Origin of the sequence: Marinitenerispora sediminis, assembly GCF_003336425.1 — a bacterium.
Lineage (GTDB): Bacteria > Actinomycetota > Actinomycetes > Streptosporangiales > Streptosporangiaceae > Marinitenerispora > Marinitenerispora sediminis.
Map to the genome: position 1 here is coordinate 22,612 of NZ_QEIO01000043.1, position 15,424 is coordinate 38,035.

The 15,424-nt window shown below is 74.5% G+C and carries 15 protein-coding genes; 9 read left to right on the plus strand and 6 right to left on the minus strand.

All coding sequences use genetic code 11. The features are described from left to right. The first annotated feature begins 112 nt into the window (after positions 1–112). The 3 genes from DEF28_RS10725 to DEF28_RS10735 all read left to right on the plus strand — a co-directional run bounded on the left by DEF28_RS10725 (position 113) and on the right by DEF28_RS10735 (position 3,001). Positions 113–1,075 carry a carbamate kinase gene (locus DEF28_RS10725; protein WP_114397587.1) on the plus strand — a complete coding sequence of 321 codons (963 nt, stop codon included), beginning with the start codon at positions 113–115 and terminating at the stop codon, positions 1,073–1,075. Positions 1,076–1,187: 112 nt separating this feature from the next. After that, positions 1,188–2,297: a barbiturase gene (locus DEF28_RS10730; protein ID WP_114397588.1), complete on the plus strand. Its 1,110-nt coding sequence runs from the start codon at positions 1,188–1,190 to the stop codon at positions 2,295–2,297. A 434-nt stretch (positions 2,298–2,731) separates the two neighbouring features. Continuing rightward, positions 2,732–3,001 carry a DUF6406 domain-containing protein gene (locus DEF28_RS10735; protein WP_114397589.1) on the plus strand — a complete coding sequence of 90 codons (270 nt, stop codon included), beginning with the start codon at positions 2,732–2,734 and terminating at the stop codon, positions 2,999–3,001. A gap of 949 nt (positions 3,002–3,950) precedes the next feature. Here DEF28_RS10735 and DEF28_RS10740 read toward each other — a convergent pair. Then, positions 3,951–5,132 (minus strand): serine hydrolase domain-containing protein, encoded by a 1,182-nt coding sequence (locus DEF28_RS10740; RefSeq protein ID WP_114397590.1) that lies wholly within the window; start codon positions 5,130–5,132, stop codon positions 3,951–3,953. Between the two features lie 185 nt (positions 5,133–5,317). On the opposite strand from DEF28_RS10740, the gene DEF28_RS10745 reads away from it, so the two are divergent. The 3 genes from DEF28_RS10745 (at position 5,318) to DEF28_RS10755 (ending at position 7,751) form a co-directional block, all read left to right on the plus strand. Further along, on the plus strand, positions 5,318–5,620 hold the full coding sequence (locus DEF28_RS10745; RefSeq protein ID WP_114397591.1) for a Dabb family protein: 303 nt from the start codon (positions 5,318–5,320) through the stop codon (positions 5,618–5,620). A gap of 651 nt (positions 5,621–6,271) precedes the next feature. Then, positions 6,272–7,318, plus strand: a complete 1,047-nt coding sequence (locus DEF28_RS10750) for an FkbM family methyltransferase (RefSeq protein ID WP_374058096.1) — start codon at positions 6,272–6,274, stop codon at positions 7,316–7,318. An 85-nt stretch (positions 7,319–7,403) separates the two neighbouring features. Beyond that, on the plus strand, positions 7,404–7,751 hold the full coding sequence (locus DEF28_RS10755) for a VOC family protein (RefSeq protein WP_114397592.1): 348 nt from the start codon (positions 7,404–7,406) through the stop codon (positions 7,749–7,751). A gap of 45 nt (positions 7,752–7,796) precedes the next feature. On the opposite strand, the gene DEF28_RS10760 is transcribed toward DEF28_RS10755, so the two are convergent. The 4 genes from DEF28_RS10760 to DEF28_RS10775 form a co-directional block, all read right to left on the minus strand. Then, positions 7,797–8,162, minus strand: a complete 366-nt coding sequence (locus DEF28_RS10760; RefSeq protein ID WP_114397616.1) for a hypothetical protein — start codon at positions 8,160–8,162, stop codon at positions 7,797–7,799. A gap of 734 nt (positions 8,163–8,896) precedes the next feature. Then, positions 8,897–9,562 (minus strand): response regulator, encoded by a 666-nt coding sequence (locus DEF28_RS10765; protein WP_114397617.1) that lies wholly within the window; start codon positions 9,560–9,562, stop codon positions 8,897–8,899. Beyond that, positions 9,559–10,725, minus strand: a complete 1,167-nt coding sequence (locus tag DEF28_RS10770) for a sensor histidine kinase (protein WP_114433269.1) — start codon at positions 10,723–10,725, stop codon at positions 9,559–9,561. Before DEF28_RS10770 ends, DEF28_RS10765 begins: the two co-directional genes overlap by 4 nt. Before the next feature lie 99 nt (positions 10,726–10,824). Further along, complete coding sequence (locus DEF28_RS10775; RefSeq protein ID WP_114397594.1) at positions 10,825–11,757, minus strand: DMT family transporter; 933 nt, start codon at positions 11,755–11,757, stop codon at positions 10,825–10,827. A gap of 315 nt (positions 11,758–12,072) precedes the next feature. On the opposite strand from DEF28_RS10775, the gene DEF28_RS10780 reads away from it, so the two are divergent. Further along, complete coding sequence (locus DEF28_RS10780) at positions 12,073–12,759, plus strand: hypothetical protein (RefSeq protein ID WP_147280105.1); 687 nt, start codon at positions 12,073–12,075, stop codon at positions 12,757–12,759. A 29-nt stretch (positions 12,760–12,788) separates the two neighbouring features. Here DEF28_RS10780 and DEF28_RS10785 read toward each other — a convergent pair whose 3' ends face one another. After that, positions 12,789–13,634, minus strand: coding sequence for a spermidine synthase (locus DEF28_RS10785; protein WP_114397596.1), 846 nt, complete (start codon positions 13,632–13,634; stop codon positions 12,789–12,791). 215 nt (positions 13,635–13,849) lie between these two features. Here DEF28_RS10785 and DEF28_RS10790 point away from each other — a divergent pair, with 215 nt between their 5' ends. Then, the gene (locus DEF28_RS10790; protein WP_147280106.1) at positions 13,850–14,449 is read left to right on the plus strand and encodes a hypothetical protein; all 600 of its coding nucleotides are present in this window, start codon (positions 13,850–13,852) and stop codon (positions 14,447–14,449) included. 243 nt (positions 14,450–14,692) lie between these two features. Further along, positions 14,693–15,424 (plus strand): proline--tRNA ligase (gene proS / locus DEF28_RS10795; protein ID WP_199493208.1); only part of this gene is annotated, 732 nt, incomplete at its 3' end.

The window sequence follows — 15,424 nt, forward strand, 5'->3', positions numbered from 1 at the left end:
GTCGCCCAGGAGGTGTGCGGCGCCGTTCTCTACAGTCGGCACCGTCCGCCCGTGCTCACCCGCCCGGCGGCGGCCACCGCGTCCCCCCGGCCTGGGACGAGAGGAGGGGCGCATGCCCGAGACGCGCCGCGTCCTCGTCGCGCTGGGCGGCAACGCCATGGCCGCCCCCGACGGCAGCGCCCGGCCGGAGGACCAGCGCGCCGCGATCGAAACCGCCATGGAGCACGTGGCGGACCTGGTCGCCGGCGGCACCGAGGTCGTGCTCACGCATGGCAACGGCCCGCAGGTCGGCAACCTGCTGGTCAAGAACGAGCTGGCCGCGCACGTCGTTCCGCCGGTGCCCCTGGACTGGTGCGGGGCCCAGACGCAGGGCACCATCGGGTTCACCATGGCCGGCGCGCTGGAGGCGGCGCTGCGCCGGCGCGGAGTGGCCCGCCCGGTGGCGGCGGTGGTGACCCGCACGCTGGTCGACCCCGGCGATCCGGCGTTCGCCGCGCCCAGCAAGCCGGTCGGCCGCTACCTCGACGCCGACCAGGCCGCCCGGTTCATCGCCCTCGGGCAGAACTGGGTGGACCAGGGCGAGCGCGGCTGGCGGCGCGTCGTGCCCTCGCCGCAGCCCCGGGAGATCCTGGACGCCGCGGCCATCGGTACGCTCGTCGCGGCCGGGGTGACGACCATCGCCGCCGGGGGCGGCGGGATCCCCGTCGTCCGGGACGCGGCCGGGGCGCTGCGCGGCGTCGAGGCCGTACTGGACAAGGACCGCACGTCCGTGCTGCTCGCCCGCGTGGTGCGGGCCGACACGCTGCTCATCGCCACCGACGTCCCCAACGCCGTCGTCGGGTTCGGCACCCCCGAGGCGCGGCCGCTCGGCCGGGTGGACGCGGCCGAACTCGGCGCGTACCACGCGGCCGGCCACTTCGGCCGGGGCAGTATGGGGCCGAAGGTCGAGGCGGCGCTGAGGTTCGTGGCCGGGGGCGGCGAACGCGCCGTCATCACCGCGCTGGACCGGATGGCGGCCGGCCTGGCGGGGGAGGCCGGGACGATCGTGGCGAGGAGCGGCCCCGCCATGCGCTGACACCGTCCGGCCGCTGGCCGGCGCGACCGAGTGGACCGGACCGAACGACCCGACGAACCTGACACGGCGCGGGGTTCCCGCGGCGCGACCCGGACGAGAGAGGTGGCGGCAGATGGCCAGACCGGTTGAGGTCCACAAGGTGGCGATCGAGAGCGTGACGGACGCTTCGGGGCTCGCCCGGCTGATTGACGACGGCGTGTTCGCGGCCGACGACGTCCTCGCGGTGATCGGTAAGACCGAGGGCAACGGCGGCGTCAACGACTACACCCGGATCCTCGCCGACCGCGCGTTCCGCGAGGTACTGCTGGAGAGGGGCAGCCGGGACGCCGCGCAGGTGGCCCAGGTGCCACTGGTGTGGTCGGGAGGTACCGACGGCGTCCTCTCCCCGCACGCGACCGTCTTCGCCCACGCCCCCGAGGGGCGGTACCGGCCGAGCGACGAGCCGCGCGTGACGGTCGGCGTCGCGATGAGCGAGACCATCCTGCCCGAGGACATCGGCCGCCCGGCGATGGTCCGCAAGGTCGCCGACGGCGTCCGCAAGGCCATGGAGATCGCGGGGATCAGCGAGGCGGCTGATGTCCACTACGTGCAGACCAAGACCCCGCTGCTGGTGCTGGAGACCATCAACGACGCGAAGTCGCGCGGGCACGACGTGTTCACCGAGGACACGCTGAAGTCCATGGACGTCTCCAACTCCACGACGGCGCTGGGGATCGCCACCGCGCTCGGGGAGATCGAGGAGCCGGCCGCCGAGCAGATCCACGCCGACCTCTCGCTCTACTCCTCGGTGGCCTCGTGCTCGTCGGGCGTCGAGCTCGATCGGGCGCAGATCGTGGTCGTCGGCAACGCGCGCGGTGTGGGCGGCCGGTTCCGGGTCGGCCACGGGGTCATGCGCGACGCCCTCGACGCCGACGGCATCTGGGACGCCATCCGGTCGGCGGGCCTTCCGCTCCCCGAGCGCCCGCGCAGCGAGGACCTGGGGCAGCGGCTGGTCAACGTGTTCCTCAAGTGCGAGGCCGACCCCACCGGACGCGTGCGCGGCCGGCGCAACATCATGCTCGATGACTCCGATGTGCACTGGCACCGCCAGATCAAGGCGACGGTCGGCGGTGTCACAGCGGCGGTCACCGGCGACCCCGCGGTGTTCGTCTCGGTCGCGGCGGTGCACCAGGGCCCCTCGGGCGGGGGGCCGGTGGCGGCCATCGTCGACCTCGGGGACTGAGTCGACCTCGGGGACTGAGCACCCGCGGGCGAGCGGCCGGTGCGGCGGCGGCCCCGGACTCCGGTCCGGGGCCGTCGCGCCGTTGCGGGCCGGTCGCGGTCGTGGTGGGCGTGTTCTTCGGGTGGCCGCGTCCGCGCCGTTGCGCGCCGGCGCGATGGTGCGGCGCCCATCGGGACGGCCGCCGTTGTGGCGTCACGCACACAACGAAGATGTAGCGGAAAGTGACGCGGGGAACGGGGACCGCAATCGGCGCATGTCGAAGGCCGGAATGGCGTGCAGTCCTGACCGAAACGCAGGTAACTCCCAGGTATGCAATTTCATGCGCGCGAGGTAAAGTTCGGGGAATCCGCGCAGGAAATCAATGCTCAGGAATGGCGGGCATTGCCGTACTACGATGACTGAGGCTCATCCAATTGGCAGGGAAAGAGTCCAACGTGGCCCACGAAGTCGGCGCACAAGAGAAGATCACCTATGGCCGGAATGACCGGTTCGAAGGCGGTCCGGTGGGAGGAGGCCGGTTCTGGGTGGACGAGCAGGGACGGCCGGTCGCGAAGATCGGCGGCCCGCGGGACTGGCGGCCCAACGTCATGATCGATGTCCACGTCGGTGACACGTTCACGGTCGGCGGGCAGACATGGAAGGTGACGGAGATCGTTGACGCCGACAGTCCGGACGCCTATCTGCTGACCACCCGGGTCAGCTGACGGGACCCCGCCGGCGCGGCCCGGACGTCACGCCGGTGATGCATCGACGAAGGAGAGCGACGTTCGGGCCGCGCCGCGGTTCCGCCGCTCCCGCGCCCGGCGGTCCGGGGAGTGCCCCGCCCGGTCGAGCGCCCGCGCCGCGGCGATTGCGGACCGGCGCGCACCGCTCCCGGCCTCGTCCGCCATCGACCGGGGCATTCCCGGATCGTGCGGAGCCCTGGTTCGCGCCTTTTCCGCCCCGGCTCCGAGCCGTTTCCCCCGCGCCGGCCGCGCACCCCGCCTGGCCTCGGTCGAGCTGCCCGGCCGGTACCCGAGCGCACGTCCCACCGGCCGCGCCGAGCGGGTCAGGCGGACGGGCGGCCCAGCGCTGCGGGAAAGGCGAACGGGCGAGCTGTACACAGTCCACCATTGTCGAAAAGCGCCGCTCGTAATTGACTCTACTCCAATGTGTTGACTTTCTGTGAAATGCCAGACATTTTGCACATATGGCAACGCGTGGAGGCGCCATGCCGCAGCCGCCACTCAATTGCGAGGTCGCAGGCCGCCGGTCAGCCGCGTGGCAGCCCGCCGCCGCGCACCAGTGCAGGTCACTGACCGAATCCCCGGTCAGCTGGTGCTCCGGCCCACGGTCCACCGCTGCACTGCCGGACCGAAACCCCGACCATCCCGCCGCTTCCGCTTCCGCTTCCGCAGTGCTGGGCCGGGGCCGCCCGCGCGCCCGGCTCTGGGACGAGGCGGGGCCGCTCGGGCCCGTGCCCCGCGGCTCCCACCCGTGGCGACGCGGAGACGAGCCGGTGGCGACCGCGGTTCCCCTGGCCGGAGTTCCCGCTCCGACGTCCCTGTACCTTCGTGTCCCACGGACGCGCGGGACACGGACGCGCGGGACACGGACGCGCGCGGCCGGACCGGCGGGCAACCCCGTGCCGCGGCGTCGGCGCGGCCGCCCGCGTCAGTCCAGGCTGTCGTACACCGCCTTGACCAGGCGCATCGCCCGCGTCCCGCCGGAGAGTTCGGTCCCGGTGCGGTTCATCACGTAGGCGATCGCGACGCCGTGCTCCACGTCGGCCAGCCCGATCGACCCGCCGGAACCGGTGTGCCCGAAGGCGCCCGGCCACGCGGCGCGCGGTACCGCGAAGACCAGCGACGGCCGCATGAACCCGAGTCCGAAGGAGCTGTCTAGCACCATGACGCGGTCCGGCCCGGTCACCCGCGGCGTGATGGCGTCGCGCAGCGTGCCGGGGGAGACGATCCGGCCCGCGAGCAGGTCGCGGTAGAAGCCGGCGAGCGCGGCGGCCGAGGTGAGCACGCCCGCCGCCGGCCATCCGGCGGCCAGCACCTCCCGGCTGTTGAAGCGCCCGGGGAGGGCGTCGACGTCCGGCGCGGCCAGGCTGCGGGACAGCAGGCTGCCGGGGTCGCGTGCGGCGCGGGCCAGGGCCGCGACCGGGCCTCCGGCGGGGGCCTGCGCGGGAGCGCCGCCGCGGCCGGGGCCCGCCGTCAACCGCGCCGCGCGGTCGATCACGTCGTCCGGTGCGCCGATCCACAAGTCGAGCCCGAGCGGACCGGCGATCTCCTCGGCCACGTACGCGCCGACGGAGCGCCCGTCCAGCCGGCGGACGATCTCGCCGGCGAGCCAGCCGTAGCTGAAGGTGTGGTAGCCGTGCGCGGTACCCGGCTCCCATCGGGGGCGCTGCGCGGCGAGCAGGTCCGCCATGGCCGCCGGGTCCGCGGCCTCCGCGACCGACACCGGGCGGTCGAACACCGGCAGTCCGGCCTGGTGGGAGAGCAGGTGCTCGCCGGTGGTCCGCTCCTTGCCGGCTGTCCCGAACTCCGGCCACCAGGAGGCCACCGGGGCGCTCAGGTCGTGTCCGCCCCGCTCGGCCACCCGCAGCGCCGCGGCCGCGGTGAGCGCCTTGGTGCAGGAGAAGGCGAGGCAGGGGGTGTCGCGTTCCCAGGCCCGGCCCGTGCGGTGGTCGGCGAGCCCGCCCCAGAGGTCCACCACCGGCTCGTCGCCGACGTAGACGCTGATCGCCGCGCCGGTCTCCAGGTCACGGGCGAAGTTGTTCTCGAAGACCCGGCGGACCCGCGCGAACGCGGGGTCGCAGTCGCCGTGGATCTTCGGCCCTCCGGTCATCCCGGCCCTCTCTCCCCGTCGTGCTCCACGCCGCGGCGGCGCCGCTGCCGCGGCCGCCACCCGCCAGAGCGACCCTAGACCCGGGGCCGCCGGCGGCCGAGAGCGGGGCCGTCGGCGCCGGCACCGGCCCGGAGCGGCGGAACTGGGGTGTCCGCCGTCCGCGCAGGGTGGAATAGGTTTTTCGCATGGGTATTCGGCACATCGCGCTGTTCCGTTGGATCACGGGCACCACGCCCGAGCAGGTGGAGGAGGTCGAGGAGGCCCTGTCGCGGCTGCCCGGGCTGATCCCGCAGCTCCGGGGATACGCCTACGGTGCCGACCTCGGCATCGGGTCCGGCAACTACCACTTCGCGGTCGTCGCCGACGTCGCAAGCGAGGCGGACTTCCTCGCCTACCGGGACCACCCGGAGCACCAGGCCGCGCTCCGCGTCATCCGGCCGCTGCTCGCCGACCGCGCCGCGGTGCAGTTCAACACCCTGGAGGGGTAGCTGGAGCACGTTCTCGCGGCGGGGCGCCGAGCCGCTCGGCGCCCCGCCGCCGTCCCGGCCGCACCGCGCCCGCGGTCCCGGCCGGCGGGGACGGAGCACTCCGGCCGGACGACGAGCCCGCCGCCGTGGTCCCGGCTCCACTCCGTGCGGCTGGCAGGGGGTCCCGATGGCCGGAGCAGCGCCGCGGCCCGCGTGCGCGCGTTCGTCCGGCGGGACCCGCACGTCCCGAGCCCGCCCGGTGCCCGCCGGTCCCCGAGGCGGAGCGCGGCGGCGAGCGGCGGATACCACGCCCCCGGCGGCCGGCGGCCGGCGGTCGGCGTCGCCGGGGCCGCCGGTAACCGGGCTGTGGCGCCGCCCGCCCTTGCGTTAGAACGCGTTCCAGTTATAGCGTCCGGGGCGGGACCGGACGTGCCGCCGGGTCCGCGAGGCACTCGCGGACGGTCCGGCGGCCGTGCCCGGCCGCGTCACCCGCCGGAGACATGGATCGCGCCCCGTTCCCGGCGGGTGGCGCCCCCGTCCCGCGCCGCGCCGGCCGGGCGCCGGGGCCCCGTCCACGGAAATCGGCCGCGACCCGCGACCGTGCCGCACACTCCGCGCGCCCGGCCGTTACGCTGGGTGGATGTCAGGGCGACAGCGCGCCACAGGGGGGCGATGATGGGGCAGCGGACGACCACGCGCGGCGGCCGGCTCGGGGAGGACGCCTCCGGCACCGACCCCACCGGCACGCCGGCGCTCCCCGGGGCCGCCGCGGCCGGCGTCGACTACCGCCGCACCGCCGTCGGGCGGCGGCGCAGCTGGTACGGAGCCAAACGGCACGTCAAGCGGGTCCTCGGCTGGCGGTTGCCGAACCTTGCCATGCGCGGCGCGGTGCGGGTCGCCGCCCCCCGGCTGCGCGCGACCGGCCGGCTCCCGGTCCCGGCAGCGGTCCCCGAGGTCGTGGGCCGGGTGGACGGCGCCGAGTACGCCATGCTGAGCCCCGCACGCTGCGTGGTCGCCAAGGAGCTGTACTGGGGGGACGGCCGACGCCCCCACCCGGCCGACGACCTCGCGGTCCAGCTGTTCGCACGGGCCGCCCGCTCCGCCGGCGCGATGTTCGACATCGGGGCCTACACCGGGCTGTTCACCCTGGTGGGCACGGCGGTCAACCCCGACCTGCGGGCGCACGCTTTCGAGATCGTCCCGGAGGTCTTCCACACGCTGTTCGACAACTGCGTGCGCAACCGCGTCCTGCACCGCACCACGCTGCACCACGTCGGTGTGGGCGACCCCGACACCCTCGTCCGGATGCCCGCGCGCTCCGGGGACTCCGCGCTGCCGTGCTTCTACTCCAGCGCGCTCACGTTCGCCGACGGCGTGCCGGTGGGGGTCGTCGCGCTGGACGACTTCACGGACCACGTGGCCCGCGGCACCCGCGTGCTGCTCAAGGTCGACGTCGAGGGCACCGAGGACGCCGTCTTCGCGCACGGCCAGGACTTCCTCGCCGCGCACCGGCCGGACATCCTCTGCGAGGTGCTGCCCGAGGCGGACGGCCGCCGCCTGCGTGCCCTGCTGGAGCCGCTGGGGTACCGCTTCCACCTGGTCGGCGAGCGCGCGCTGGCTCCCGCGGGCCAGCTCGACCCGCACGCGCGGTTCCGCGACTGGTTCTTCACCACCCGCGACACCGGAGAGCTGGAGCTGCTGGGCATCCCGGTGTCCTGACGGCCCCCTGCTAGCGTCGGCTCCGACGGCCGGGGCGTGAGCCGCCCTGGCCCAAGCGCTGGCCGACACCCGCTGGGAGCCGCAGATGTCCGTCCGCCGGGCCATGCCCGATATCCGGTCCGACGCCATGGAGGAGAGCCGCGACTTCTACGGCCTCCTGGGGTTCGAGGAGGTCATGAACCTCGGCTGGGTCATGACGGTGGCGTCGTCCAGCAATCCCACGGCCCAGGTCACCTTCGTGAGCCGCGACCCCACCGCACCGGTCTGCCCCGACATGAGCGTGGAGGTCACCGACGTGGACGCCGTCTACCAGGCGGTGCTGGACAGCGGCGCGGAGATCCTGCGTCCGCCGGCGGACGAGGAGTGGGGCGTGCGCCGGTTCTTCGTCCGGGACCCGAACGGCCGAGTGATCAACGTGGTGAGCCATCGGTGACCGGTGCGCCAGGGGCGCCGCCGGCACCCCGCCGCGCCGGGGCGGCTACTTCAGCAGGTGCGACATCTCGCGGATCGTCGGGCACGGCCAGCGCAGCATGCAGCAGTTGCAGCGCTGGGCGGCGGCCGTCGACCCGCTGCTGAGCCCGCCGCCGTCACGTGGCCGGTGCAGGTCGAGCAGTGAGAGGCAGAGGTCGGCGAAGGCCGCGATCTCGGTGCGGGCGTTGGCGTAGAACGCCGCGTCGTTGATCCGCAGGAGCGCGCTCCCGGTCGGCTGCGCGGGCACGCCCACGGTGTCCGGTCCCCAGGGAGCCGCCTGCGCGGCGCGTTCGCGGACGCCCTCGACGTACAGTCGAAGGCGCTCGTGGTCGTCGAGCTGTCCCGCCGCGGATGCGAACATGTCAATGGACATCAGGCTCATCCCCCCGGCTGAAGTGACACCGCCCCGGCTCCGTCGCGCCGTGACACCGAGTGGGGCGAGCGTCACGCATTGTCGCATTCGACAAAGCCGAAAAGCACCCTGACGCACCGGAAATCCAGCATGTCGGATGTCGACAAAGCGTAGTGGAGAAGCGACCCCGCGCGTGACGGCTGAACGGCCCCGATCGGATCCGCACGGCCCGGGACGGGGACGCGCGGAACGGCGCGGGACGTCCCAGGGGGCGTGGGACGTCCCCCGCCTGAGCGGCGGAGAGGGGGCCGGCCGCCGCCCGGAACCGAGCCGCCGGGCCCGGCTCGGCGGCGCTAACCGCAGCTGCCTCCGCAGCTGCACGAACCGCCGTTCTGGCAGCCGCAGCTGCAACCGGGGCCGCAGCTGCAGCCGGGGGGCGGGGGAGACGCGGTGGACCGGTGCATAGTCCCTCCTGGATGTCGCTGGCGGGTACGGACGGGCACCGGCAGCGTTCGTGCGGTGCCGCCGGCGGCGCGCCCGTCACCTCTCGTGACATGCCCGATACGCGAGATCGCCAACCCCGGTGGCCGATACCGGAAACCGCGCCGCGCACGGGTTTGCCGCCCCGATCCCCGCAGCCGGCCCGGCAGGGCGGCGGGGTGGGCGACCGCGGTGCTGCGCCCGGTTGCGGCCCGGATGGAAACGCCGGTGGCAGTATCCGTAAAACGCGGACAGCGGTCAGGGGGCGGACGGGGTCACTCCAGCCATCCCGGGGTGACCAGCCCGCTCTCGTAGGCGACCACCACCAGCTGCGCGCGGTCCCGCACCCCCAGCTTGACCATCGCCCGGCTCACGTGCGTCTTCGCCGTCGCCGGGCTCAGCACCAGCCGGCGCGCGATCTCCTGGTTGGACAGCCCGGCCCCGACCAGGGCCACCACCTCGCGCTCGCGCTCGGTCAGCGGGTCCAGCTGGTCGGCCCGTGCCGGGCGGCGCGGCCGGCGGGCGAAGTCGGCGATCAGCCTCCGGGTGACGTTCGGCGACAGCAGCGCGTCGCCGCGCGCCACCACCCGCACGCCCTGGAGCAGGTCCGCGGGCTCGGTGTCCTTGACCAGGAACCCGCTGGCTCCCATCCGCAGCGTCTCGAAGATGTACTCGTCGAGGTCGAACGTGGTGAGGATGACGATCCGCGTCGCGGCCAGCGCGGGATCGGCGAGGATCCGCTCCGTCGCGACCAACCCGTCCACACCGGGCATCCGGATGTCCATGAGCACCACGTCCGGCCGCTCCGCGCGCGCCAGGCGCACGGCCTCGGCGCCGTCGCCCGCCTCGGCCACCACGGTGATGTCGGGTGCGCTGTCCAGCAGCGCGCGGAACCCGGCCCGCACCAGGGCCTGGTCGTCGGCGAGCAGCACCCGGATCACGCGGCGCCTCCCGCCACCGCGGCGGGGGCGGGCAGCCACGCCGCCACCTCGAAGCCGCCGTCCGCGCGGTTCCCGGCCGTCAGGACGCCGCCGACCGCCGAGGCCCGCTCCCGCATCCCCGTGATGCCGTTGCCCGGTGCCCAGTCGGCGGGGGCCCCGCGCCCGTCGTCGGCCACCCGCAGCCGGACGCCGTCCGGCTTGACGGCCACCTCGACCACGACGGCCGTCGCCGCGGCGTGCCGCACCGCGTTGGTCAGCGCCTCCTGCACGATCCGGTACGCCGCGGAGTCCGCGCCCGCCGACAGCGCGCGCGGCACTCCGCTCCACCGGTCCGTGACCGCCACGCCGGCCGCTCGGGCCCGCTCGACCAGCTCCGGTACGCCGGCCAGCCCCGGTGCGGGCGCGCGCGGCGCGGGCTCGTCCACGGCGCGCAGCACCCCGAGCGTCGCGCGGAGCTCCCGGAGCGTCTCCCGGCTGGTCTCCTTGATCGTGGCCAGGGCCTCGGCGGCCCGCTGCGGTTCGGAGTCGATGAGGTACAGCGCGGTACCGGCCTGGACGTTGATCAGCGAGATGTTGTGCGCCACCACGTCGTGCACCTCCCTGGCCAGCCGCAGCCGCTCGTCGGCCGCCCGGCGCAGCAGCTCCTCCTCGCGGGACTGCTTGGCCGCCGCCTCCCGCTCCCGCCGGGCCTGCTCGAACTGCCCGTGCTTGCGCGCCACCTCCCCGGAGATCAGCGTCAGCAGGACCCACTCCAGGTTGGCCAGCGGGCGCCAGAACGGGCTGAAACCGAGGACCGTGACCTCCCACAGGAAGAACGCCGTGTAGAAGCCGAGCCCGAAGCCCCAGCCCTGCCACCGCCGCCCGCGCGCCACCGCCGTGAACAGGGCCACCATGGAGGTGAGGACGATCAGCCCGTCGGGGAAGCCCGCGACGTAGTATCCCATCGCCGTCACCGAGGCCACCACGCCCACGGCCCCCGGGTACCGGTTGCGCCACAGCAGGCTCGCGCAGGAGAGCAGGATCAGCGCCAGCCCCCACGGCAGCAGCGGGCGCGACTCCTGCGCGGCGAACACGCTGGTGACTAGCACGAGGCCGAGGACCGCCGGCACGAGCTTGAGGTTGCTCCGGTCCTGGTCGGGGAGGAGGGAGAGGACGCGCATCATGTGCTCCGACCCTACGCGGGAGGGGTGGCCGCCGCGCGTCGTCCCCGGGAGGTGTCCCCGGCGGGCGGCTACTCCGCGGGGAGTAGCCGCCCGCCCCCATCAGCGCCGGCGCGGGCCCGCGTACTCGGCCAGCATCGCCAGCACCAGCAGCGCGGTGCCGACCGCGCCCGGCACCGTCATCCGCTCGCCCAGGAGCGCCATGGACAGCAGCGCCGCGGTCAGCGGCTCGGTGATGGTGGCCATCGCCGTGGCCCCGTCGGAGGAGCTGCGCAGCCCGCCGAAGTAGGCCGCGTAGGCCAGTGCGGTGGGCACCAGCCCCAGGAACGCCAGCAGGGCGAGGTCCCCGGGCCGCGCCGGAAGCGGCATGCCGACCCACAGCCCGGCCGGAGTCAGCAGCAGCCCCCCGACCAGGCAGCCCAGGCCCACGTTGACCAGCGGGTCGAGCCCGGCGACCGGCCGCCGGTTCACCAGCGTCATCACGGAGAACACCAGGCCGGCACCGAGCGCGCACGCCAGGCCGGCGGCCAGCCGCCCCGGTGCGGCGTCCGCGCTCGGAAACCCGGCGAGCAGCGCCAGCCCGAGCACGGCCGTCGCCACCGCGCCGCCGAGCCGCGCACCGGGCGGCCGCCGCGTCGCCAGGCAGATCCCGACCGTGACGAACACCGGCACGCTGCCGATCTTCACCAGGGTGGCCAGCCCCACCGGGACGAGCGCGAGCGAGGCGAAGTACAGGCCCTGGAACACGGCGTGCAGCACGCCGTTGACCAGGATCCGGCGGACCAGCGCGCCGGAGCGGGCGACCCGGTGCAGCCGCCCGGAGGCGGCGAGGAGGACGGAGATCAGCAGGCCGCCGAGCAGCAGCCGGTAGGCGGCCACGGCGAGCGGGTGCAGACCGGCCGAGCTCTGCAGCAGGTGGCCGGCGAGGCCCCCGGTGCCCCACAGCACACCGGCGGCGACGAGCAGCAGGAAACCGCGGCGGGCGGCGGAACGGTCAGACCCGGCCGCGACGGCCGTGGTGGAGGAAGCGGACACAGACGTGCTCCAACGTCGACGAGGGTGAACGGGAACCGTCGGCGTGGGGCGTCACGATGATGCGGTTGTGCGGCGCGCGTGGCGCCGGGACGCCCCGGTCAGATCCGGGGCGGCGAGATGACGAGGCGTCTGCACTGGTGCATGGCCCCGACTGTAGCCCCCCGGCGCGGCGTCGCGCGGGCCGGGTCCGGTGTCCGCGCTCGGGCCGTGCGCCCCGGGGAACGCGACCACCGGGCGCGGCGTCGGAGAATGGACCACGTCCCGACCGGCCGCCGCCGGGCGCGCCGCACCCGTCCCGAGGAGCAGCAGACACCGATGAACGTCCCGTACAGGGGCCCGCACAACGGACCGAGCCACGACATCCACGCCCGGCTGCTGACCGAGCCCTTCCAGAACGCCGCCCCCTACCTGCGGGTCGTCCTCACCGGCGACCCCACCGCGCTCGGCGGCGACAAGCTGGCGTACTCGGTCAACCCCCTGCTGACCGCCCTGCTGTGCTTCCGGCTCAACCCCAGCAGCTACGAGGCGGCCATCCTCGACCGGCGGCACGCCGAGGCGTGGGGGCTGACCAAGCAGGACCTGTGGTTCACCGCGCTCGGCAATATGGCGCACGACCAGTACGACCTGCAGAGCTTCCCGACCAACGCGGATACCGCCGTGAACGTCGTGCACGGCATCACCTGGCCCGGCAGCGCGCACGTGATGCGGCTGGTGGAGATCATGCGCGAGCCGGCGCCGTTCGGGGCCGTCGTCATGCTGCCCAGCCCCAACACCATGCTCTACGCGGTACTGCACAGCAAGCGCTCGCGGCCGATCATCCCGTTCATCTACCAGACCTTCCAGAGCCTGGTCGAGGACGGCGACCCGCTCACCGACCAGCTCATCTGGTGGCGCAACGGCCAGGTCACCGGGATGGCGACCCGGCCGGGCGAGGGAGGCAGCGTGCAGGTGAGCCAGAACCGCGAGTTCTCGTTCCTGCTGGACCACGAGCTCCCGGACTGACCGCCCGGCGGCGGACCCGCCGCCGGCCCTCACCGGGTGAAGGCGTCCGGCGGCGGCGCCGGAGACGGCCGGGCGTCGGCGTCGTGTACGGGCGCAGCCCCGGACGCGAAGCGCACCAGTTCGGAACCGCCGATGAGCCGCGCCATGTCCGGATCGCGGTGCGCGCGCCGCGCCAGCTCCTCCTCGGGAAGCGCCCGCGCCGCCGCCACCAGCACGAGGTTGCCGAACCGCCGGCCGCGCAGCACGGCTGGCTCGGCGACGAGCGCCACCTCCGGGAACACCGCGCGGGCCGTGGCGACTTGGGCGCGGGTGTGCCGCAGGGTACCGCCGTCGCCGATGTTGGCCGCGTACACGCCGTCCGGACGCAGCGCCCGCGCGGCCTCCCGCAGGAACTCCACCGACGTCAGGTGCGCCGGAGTGCGGGCGCCCGAGAACACGTCGGCGACCACGAGGTCGGCGGCGGCGTCCCGCCGCCCGGCCAGCCACGCGCGGGCGTCCCCGATGCCGACGCGGATGCCGGCGCGCCGGTCCCACGGGAGCTCGCGGCGGACCCGGTCGACCATGGCGGCGTCGACGTCCACCGCGCGCTGGCGGGAGCCCGGGCGGGTGGCGGCCACGTACCGGGCCAGTGTCAGCGCGCCGGCCCCCAGGTGGAGGGCGTCGATCGCGGACCCCGGCGGTGCCAGCAGGTCCACCACGTGCCCGAGCCGCCGCACGTACTCGAAGTCGAGGTACGTGGGGTCGGCGAGGTCGACGTGCGACTGCGGGGTGCCGTCCACCACCAGCATCCACGAATCCGGCCGGTCGGCGTCGCGCAGCACCTCGACCTCCCGCGCCGCCGACCGCTCCGGCGCCTCGGCCCCGCGCCCGCCCATGGCTGCCACCCGTCGATCCCCGTCCGCTCCTCGGGCCGGCCGGCCCGCCTCCACGCTAGACGGTCGCGGGCGGCCTCCGGGCCGGGCCGGAGCGCGGTACGGCCGCGCGGCGGTGCTGTTGTGATCGTTCCCCGGTGTGGCTACTGTTCCGCCATCTGGTGGACCGTCGCGTGCAGGGAGCCGGCATGGCCGAAGCGGAGAGCAGGAGCAGGCAGATGATGTCACGGAGGCAGCGCATGGGGCTGAGCGCGGCGGCCGGGGTCGCGACCGCGGTCGCCGCCGTCGCGGGGTGCTCGCAGCAGGCCCAGCCGCCGGGGGAGGGGCAGACGCCGAGTGCCCGCCCGACCACGAGCGCCCCCCGGCAGGCCGAGGTGCGCCTCACCGAACTCCAGGAGTGCCAGTTCGTTCCGCCGACCGCCACCGGCGAGCCGCAGGAGTCGGTGAACTACCCGGGCCGGATGGAGCCGCGCGCGAACGGCGACGTCTGCTTCTTCAACAACGAGGAGCTGCGGGGCGCCCGGCACGCCGACATCAACGGGGACGACGGCTACTTCAAGGGGCTGCAGAACTACCCCGTCGGCCGGGAGAACGCGCAGAACCTCGGCACCGGTCAGGACACCCAGGAGACGGTGGCCATCACCAACTCCACCGGCCTCGACATCTGCGCCTACGACCTCCCCTACGGGCAGGGGCGAAGCGTCGAGGTTCCGAGCAGCCCCGCGTCCAAGGGGTCCCTGGAGCACGCGCGGGTGACCCGGGTCGAGCCCGCCATGACGGTGGGGTCGGTCGCGGTCAAATCCGGTCCGACCTGCTGAGCGCCTGACCCCTCGCCGTGTTCCGCCGAGCCTCCGCGGGCCCGCGCCGAGTGCGCCCCGGCCCTCCCGCGCGCCCGAGATCCCGCGCCGCGGCGGCTGCCCGCCGCCTCCTCCCGCACCCCGGAGCCGGCGGGCAGCCGCCGCGGCGCTCCCCCGTCCCGGCTGCGTGCGCCCCGCCGGGCCGCTAGCCTGGAACTCCTCTCTCACCTTTCGAGTTCTCTCGCATGTCTCCAAGGAGTGGCCGTGCTGCTGCGGATGTCGACCCTGTTCCTGCGCACCCTGCGTGAGGACCCGGCGGACGCTGAGGTGCCGAGCCACAAGCTGCTCGTCCGCGGCGGGTTCGTGCGCCGCGCCGCGCCCGGCGTGTACTCGTGGCTGCCGCTCGGCAAGATCGTGCTGGAGAACGTCGCCGCCGTCGTGCGCGAGGAGATGAACCGCATCGGCGGCCAGGAGGTGCTGCTGCCGGCGCTGCTGCCCCGCGAGTACTACGAGGCCAGCAACCGATGGACCGAGTACGGCGACAACGTGTTCCGGGTCGCCGACCGCAAGGGCGCCGAGTACCTGCTCGGCCCCACCCACGAGGAGGTGTTCACCCTCCTGGTCAAGGGCGAGTACTCCTCCTACAAGGACTTCCCGGTCGTCCTGTACCAGATCCAGGAGAAGTTCCGCGACGAGGCCCGGCCCCGCGCCGGCATCCTGCGCGGCCGGGAGTTCCACATGAAGGACTCCTACTCCTTCGACATCGACGACGAGGGGCTGGCCCGCTCCTACGGGCTGCACCGCAACGCCTACATCCGCATCTTCGACCGGCTCGGCCTCGACTACGTGATCGTCTCCGCCGTGTCCGGCGCCATGGGCGGTTCGGCCTCCGAGGAGTTCCTGGCCGAGACCCCCACCGGCGAGGACACCTTCGTGCGTAGCACCGCGTCGGACTACGCGGCCAATGTCGAGGCGGTGCTACGCACGAAGGTGTCC

Bases quoted from the DNA above. Each gene is read 5' to 3' on its own strand.
- DEF28_RS10760 (WP_114397616.1), bottom strand. From the start codon at position 8,162: ATGTCCATTGACATGTTCGCATCCGCGGCGGGACAGCTCGACGACCAC.
- DEF28_RS10755 (WP_114397592.1), top strand. From the start codon at position 7,404: ATGTCCGTCCGCCGGGCCATGCCCGATATCCGGTCCGACGCCATGGAG.
- DEF28_RS10725 (WP_114397587.1), top strand. From the start codon at position 113: ATGCCCGAGACGCGCCGCGTCCTCGTCGCGCTGGGCGGCAACGCCATG.
- DEF28_RS10745 (WP_114397591.1), top strand. From the start codon at position 5,318: ATGGGTATTCGGCACATCGCGCTGTTCCGTTGGATCACGGGCACCACG.
- DEF28_RS10780 (WP_147280105.1), top strand. From the start codon at position 12,073: ATGAACGTCCCGTACAGGGGCCCGCACAACGGACCGAGCCACGACATC.
- DEF28_RS10750 (WP_374058096.1), top strand. From the start codon at position 6,272: ATGATGGGGCAGCGGACGACCACGCGCGGCGGCCGGCTCGGGGAGGAC.
- DEF28_RS10790 (WP_147280106.1), top strand. From the start codon at position 13,850: ATGATGTCACGGAGGCAGCGCATGGGGCTGAGCGCGGCGGCCGGGGTC.
- DEF28_RS10730 (WP_114397588.1), top strand. From the start codon at position 1,188: ATGGCCAGACCGGTTGAGGTCCACAAGGTGGCGATCGAGAGCGTGACG.
- DEF28_RS10770 (WP_114433269.1), bottom strand. From the start codon at position 10,725: ATGATGCGCGTCCTCTCCCTCCTCCCCGACCAGGACCGGAGCAACCTC.
- DEF28_RS10740 (WP_114397590.1), bottom strand. From the start codon at position 5,132: ATGACCGGAGGGCCGAAGATCCACGGCGACTGCGACCCCGCGTTCGCG.
- DEF28_RS10785 (WP_114397596.1), bottom strand. From the start codon at position 13,634: ATGGGCGGGCGCGGGGCCGAGGCGCCGGAGCGGTCGGCGGCGCGGGAG.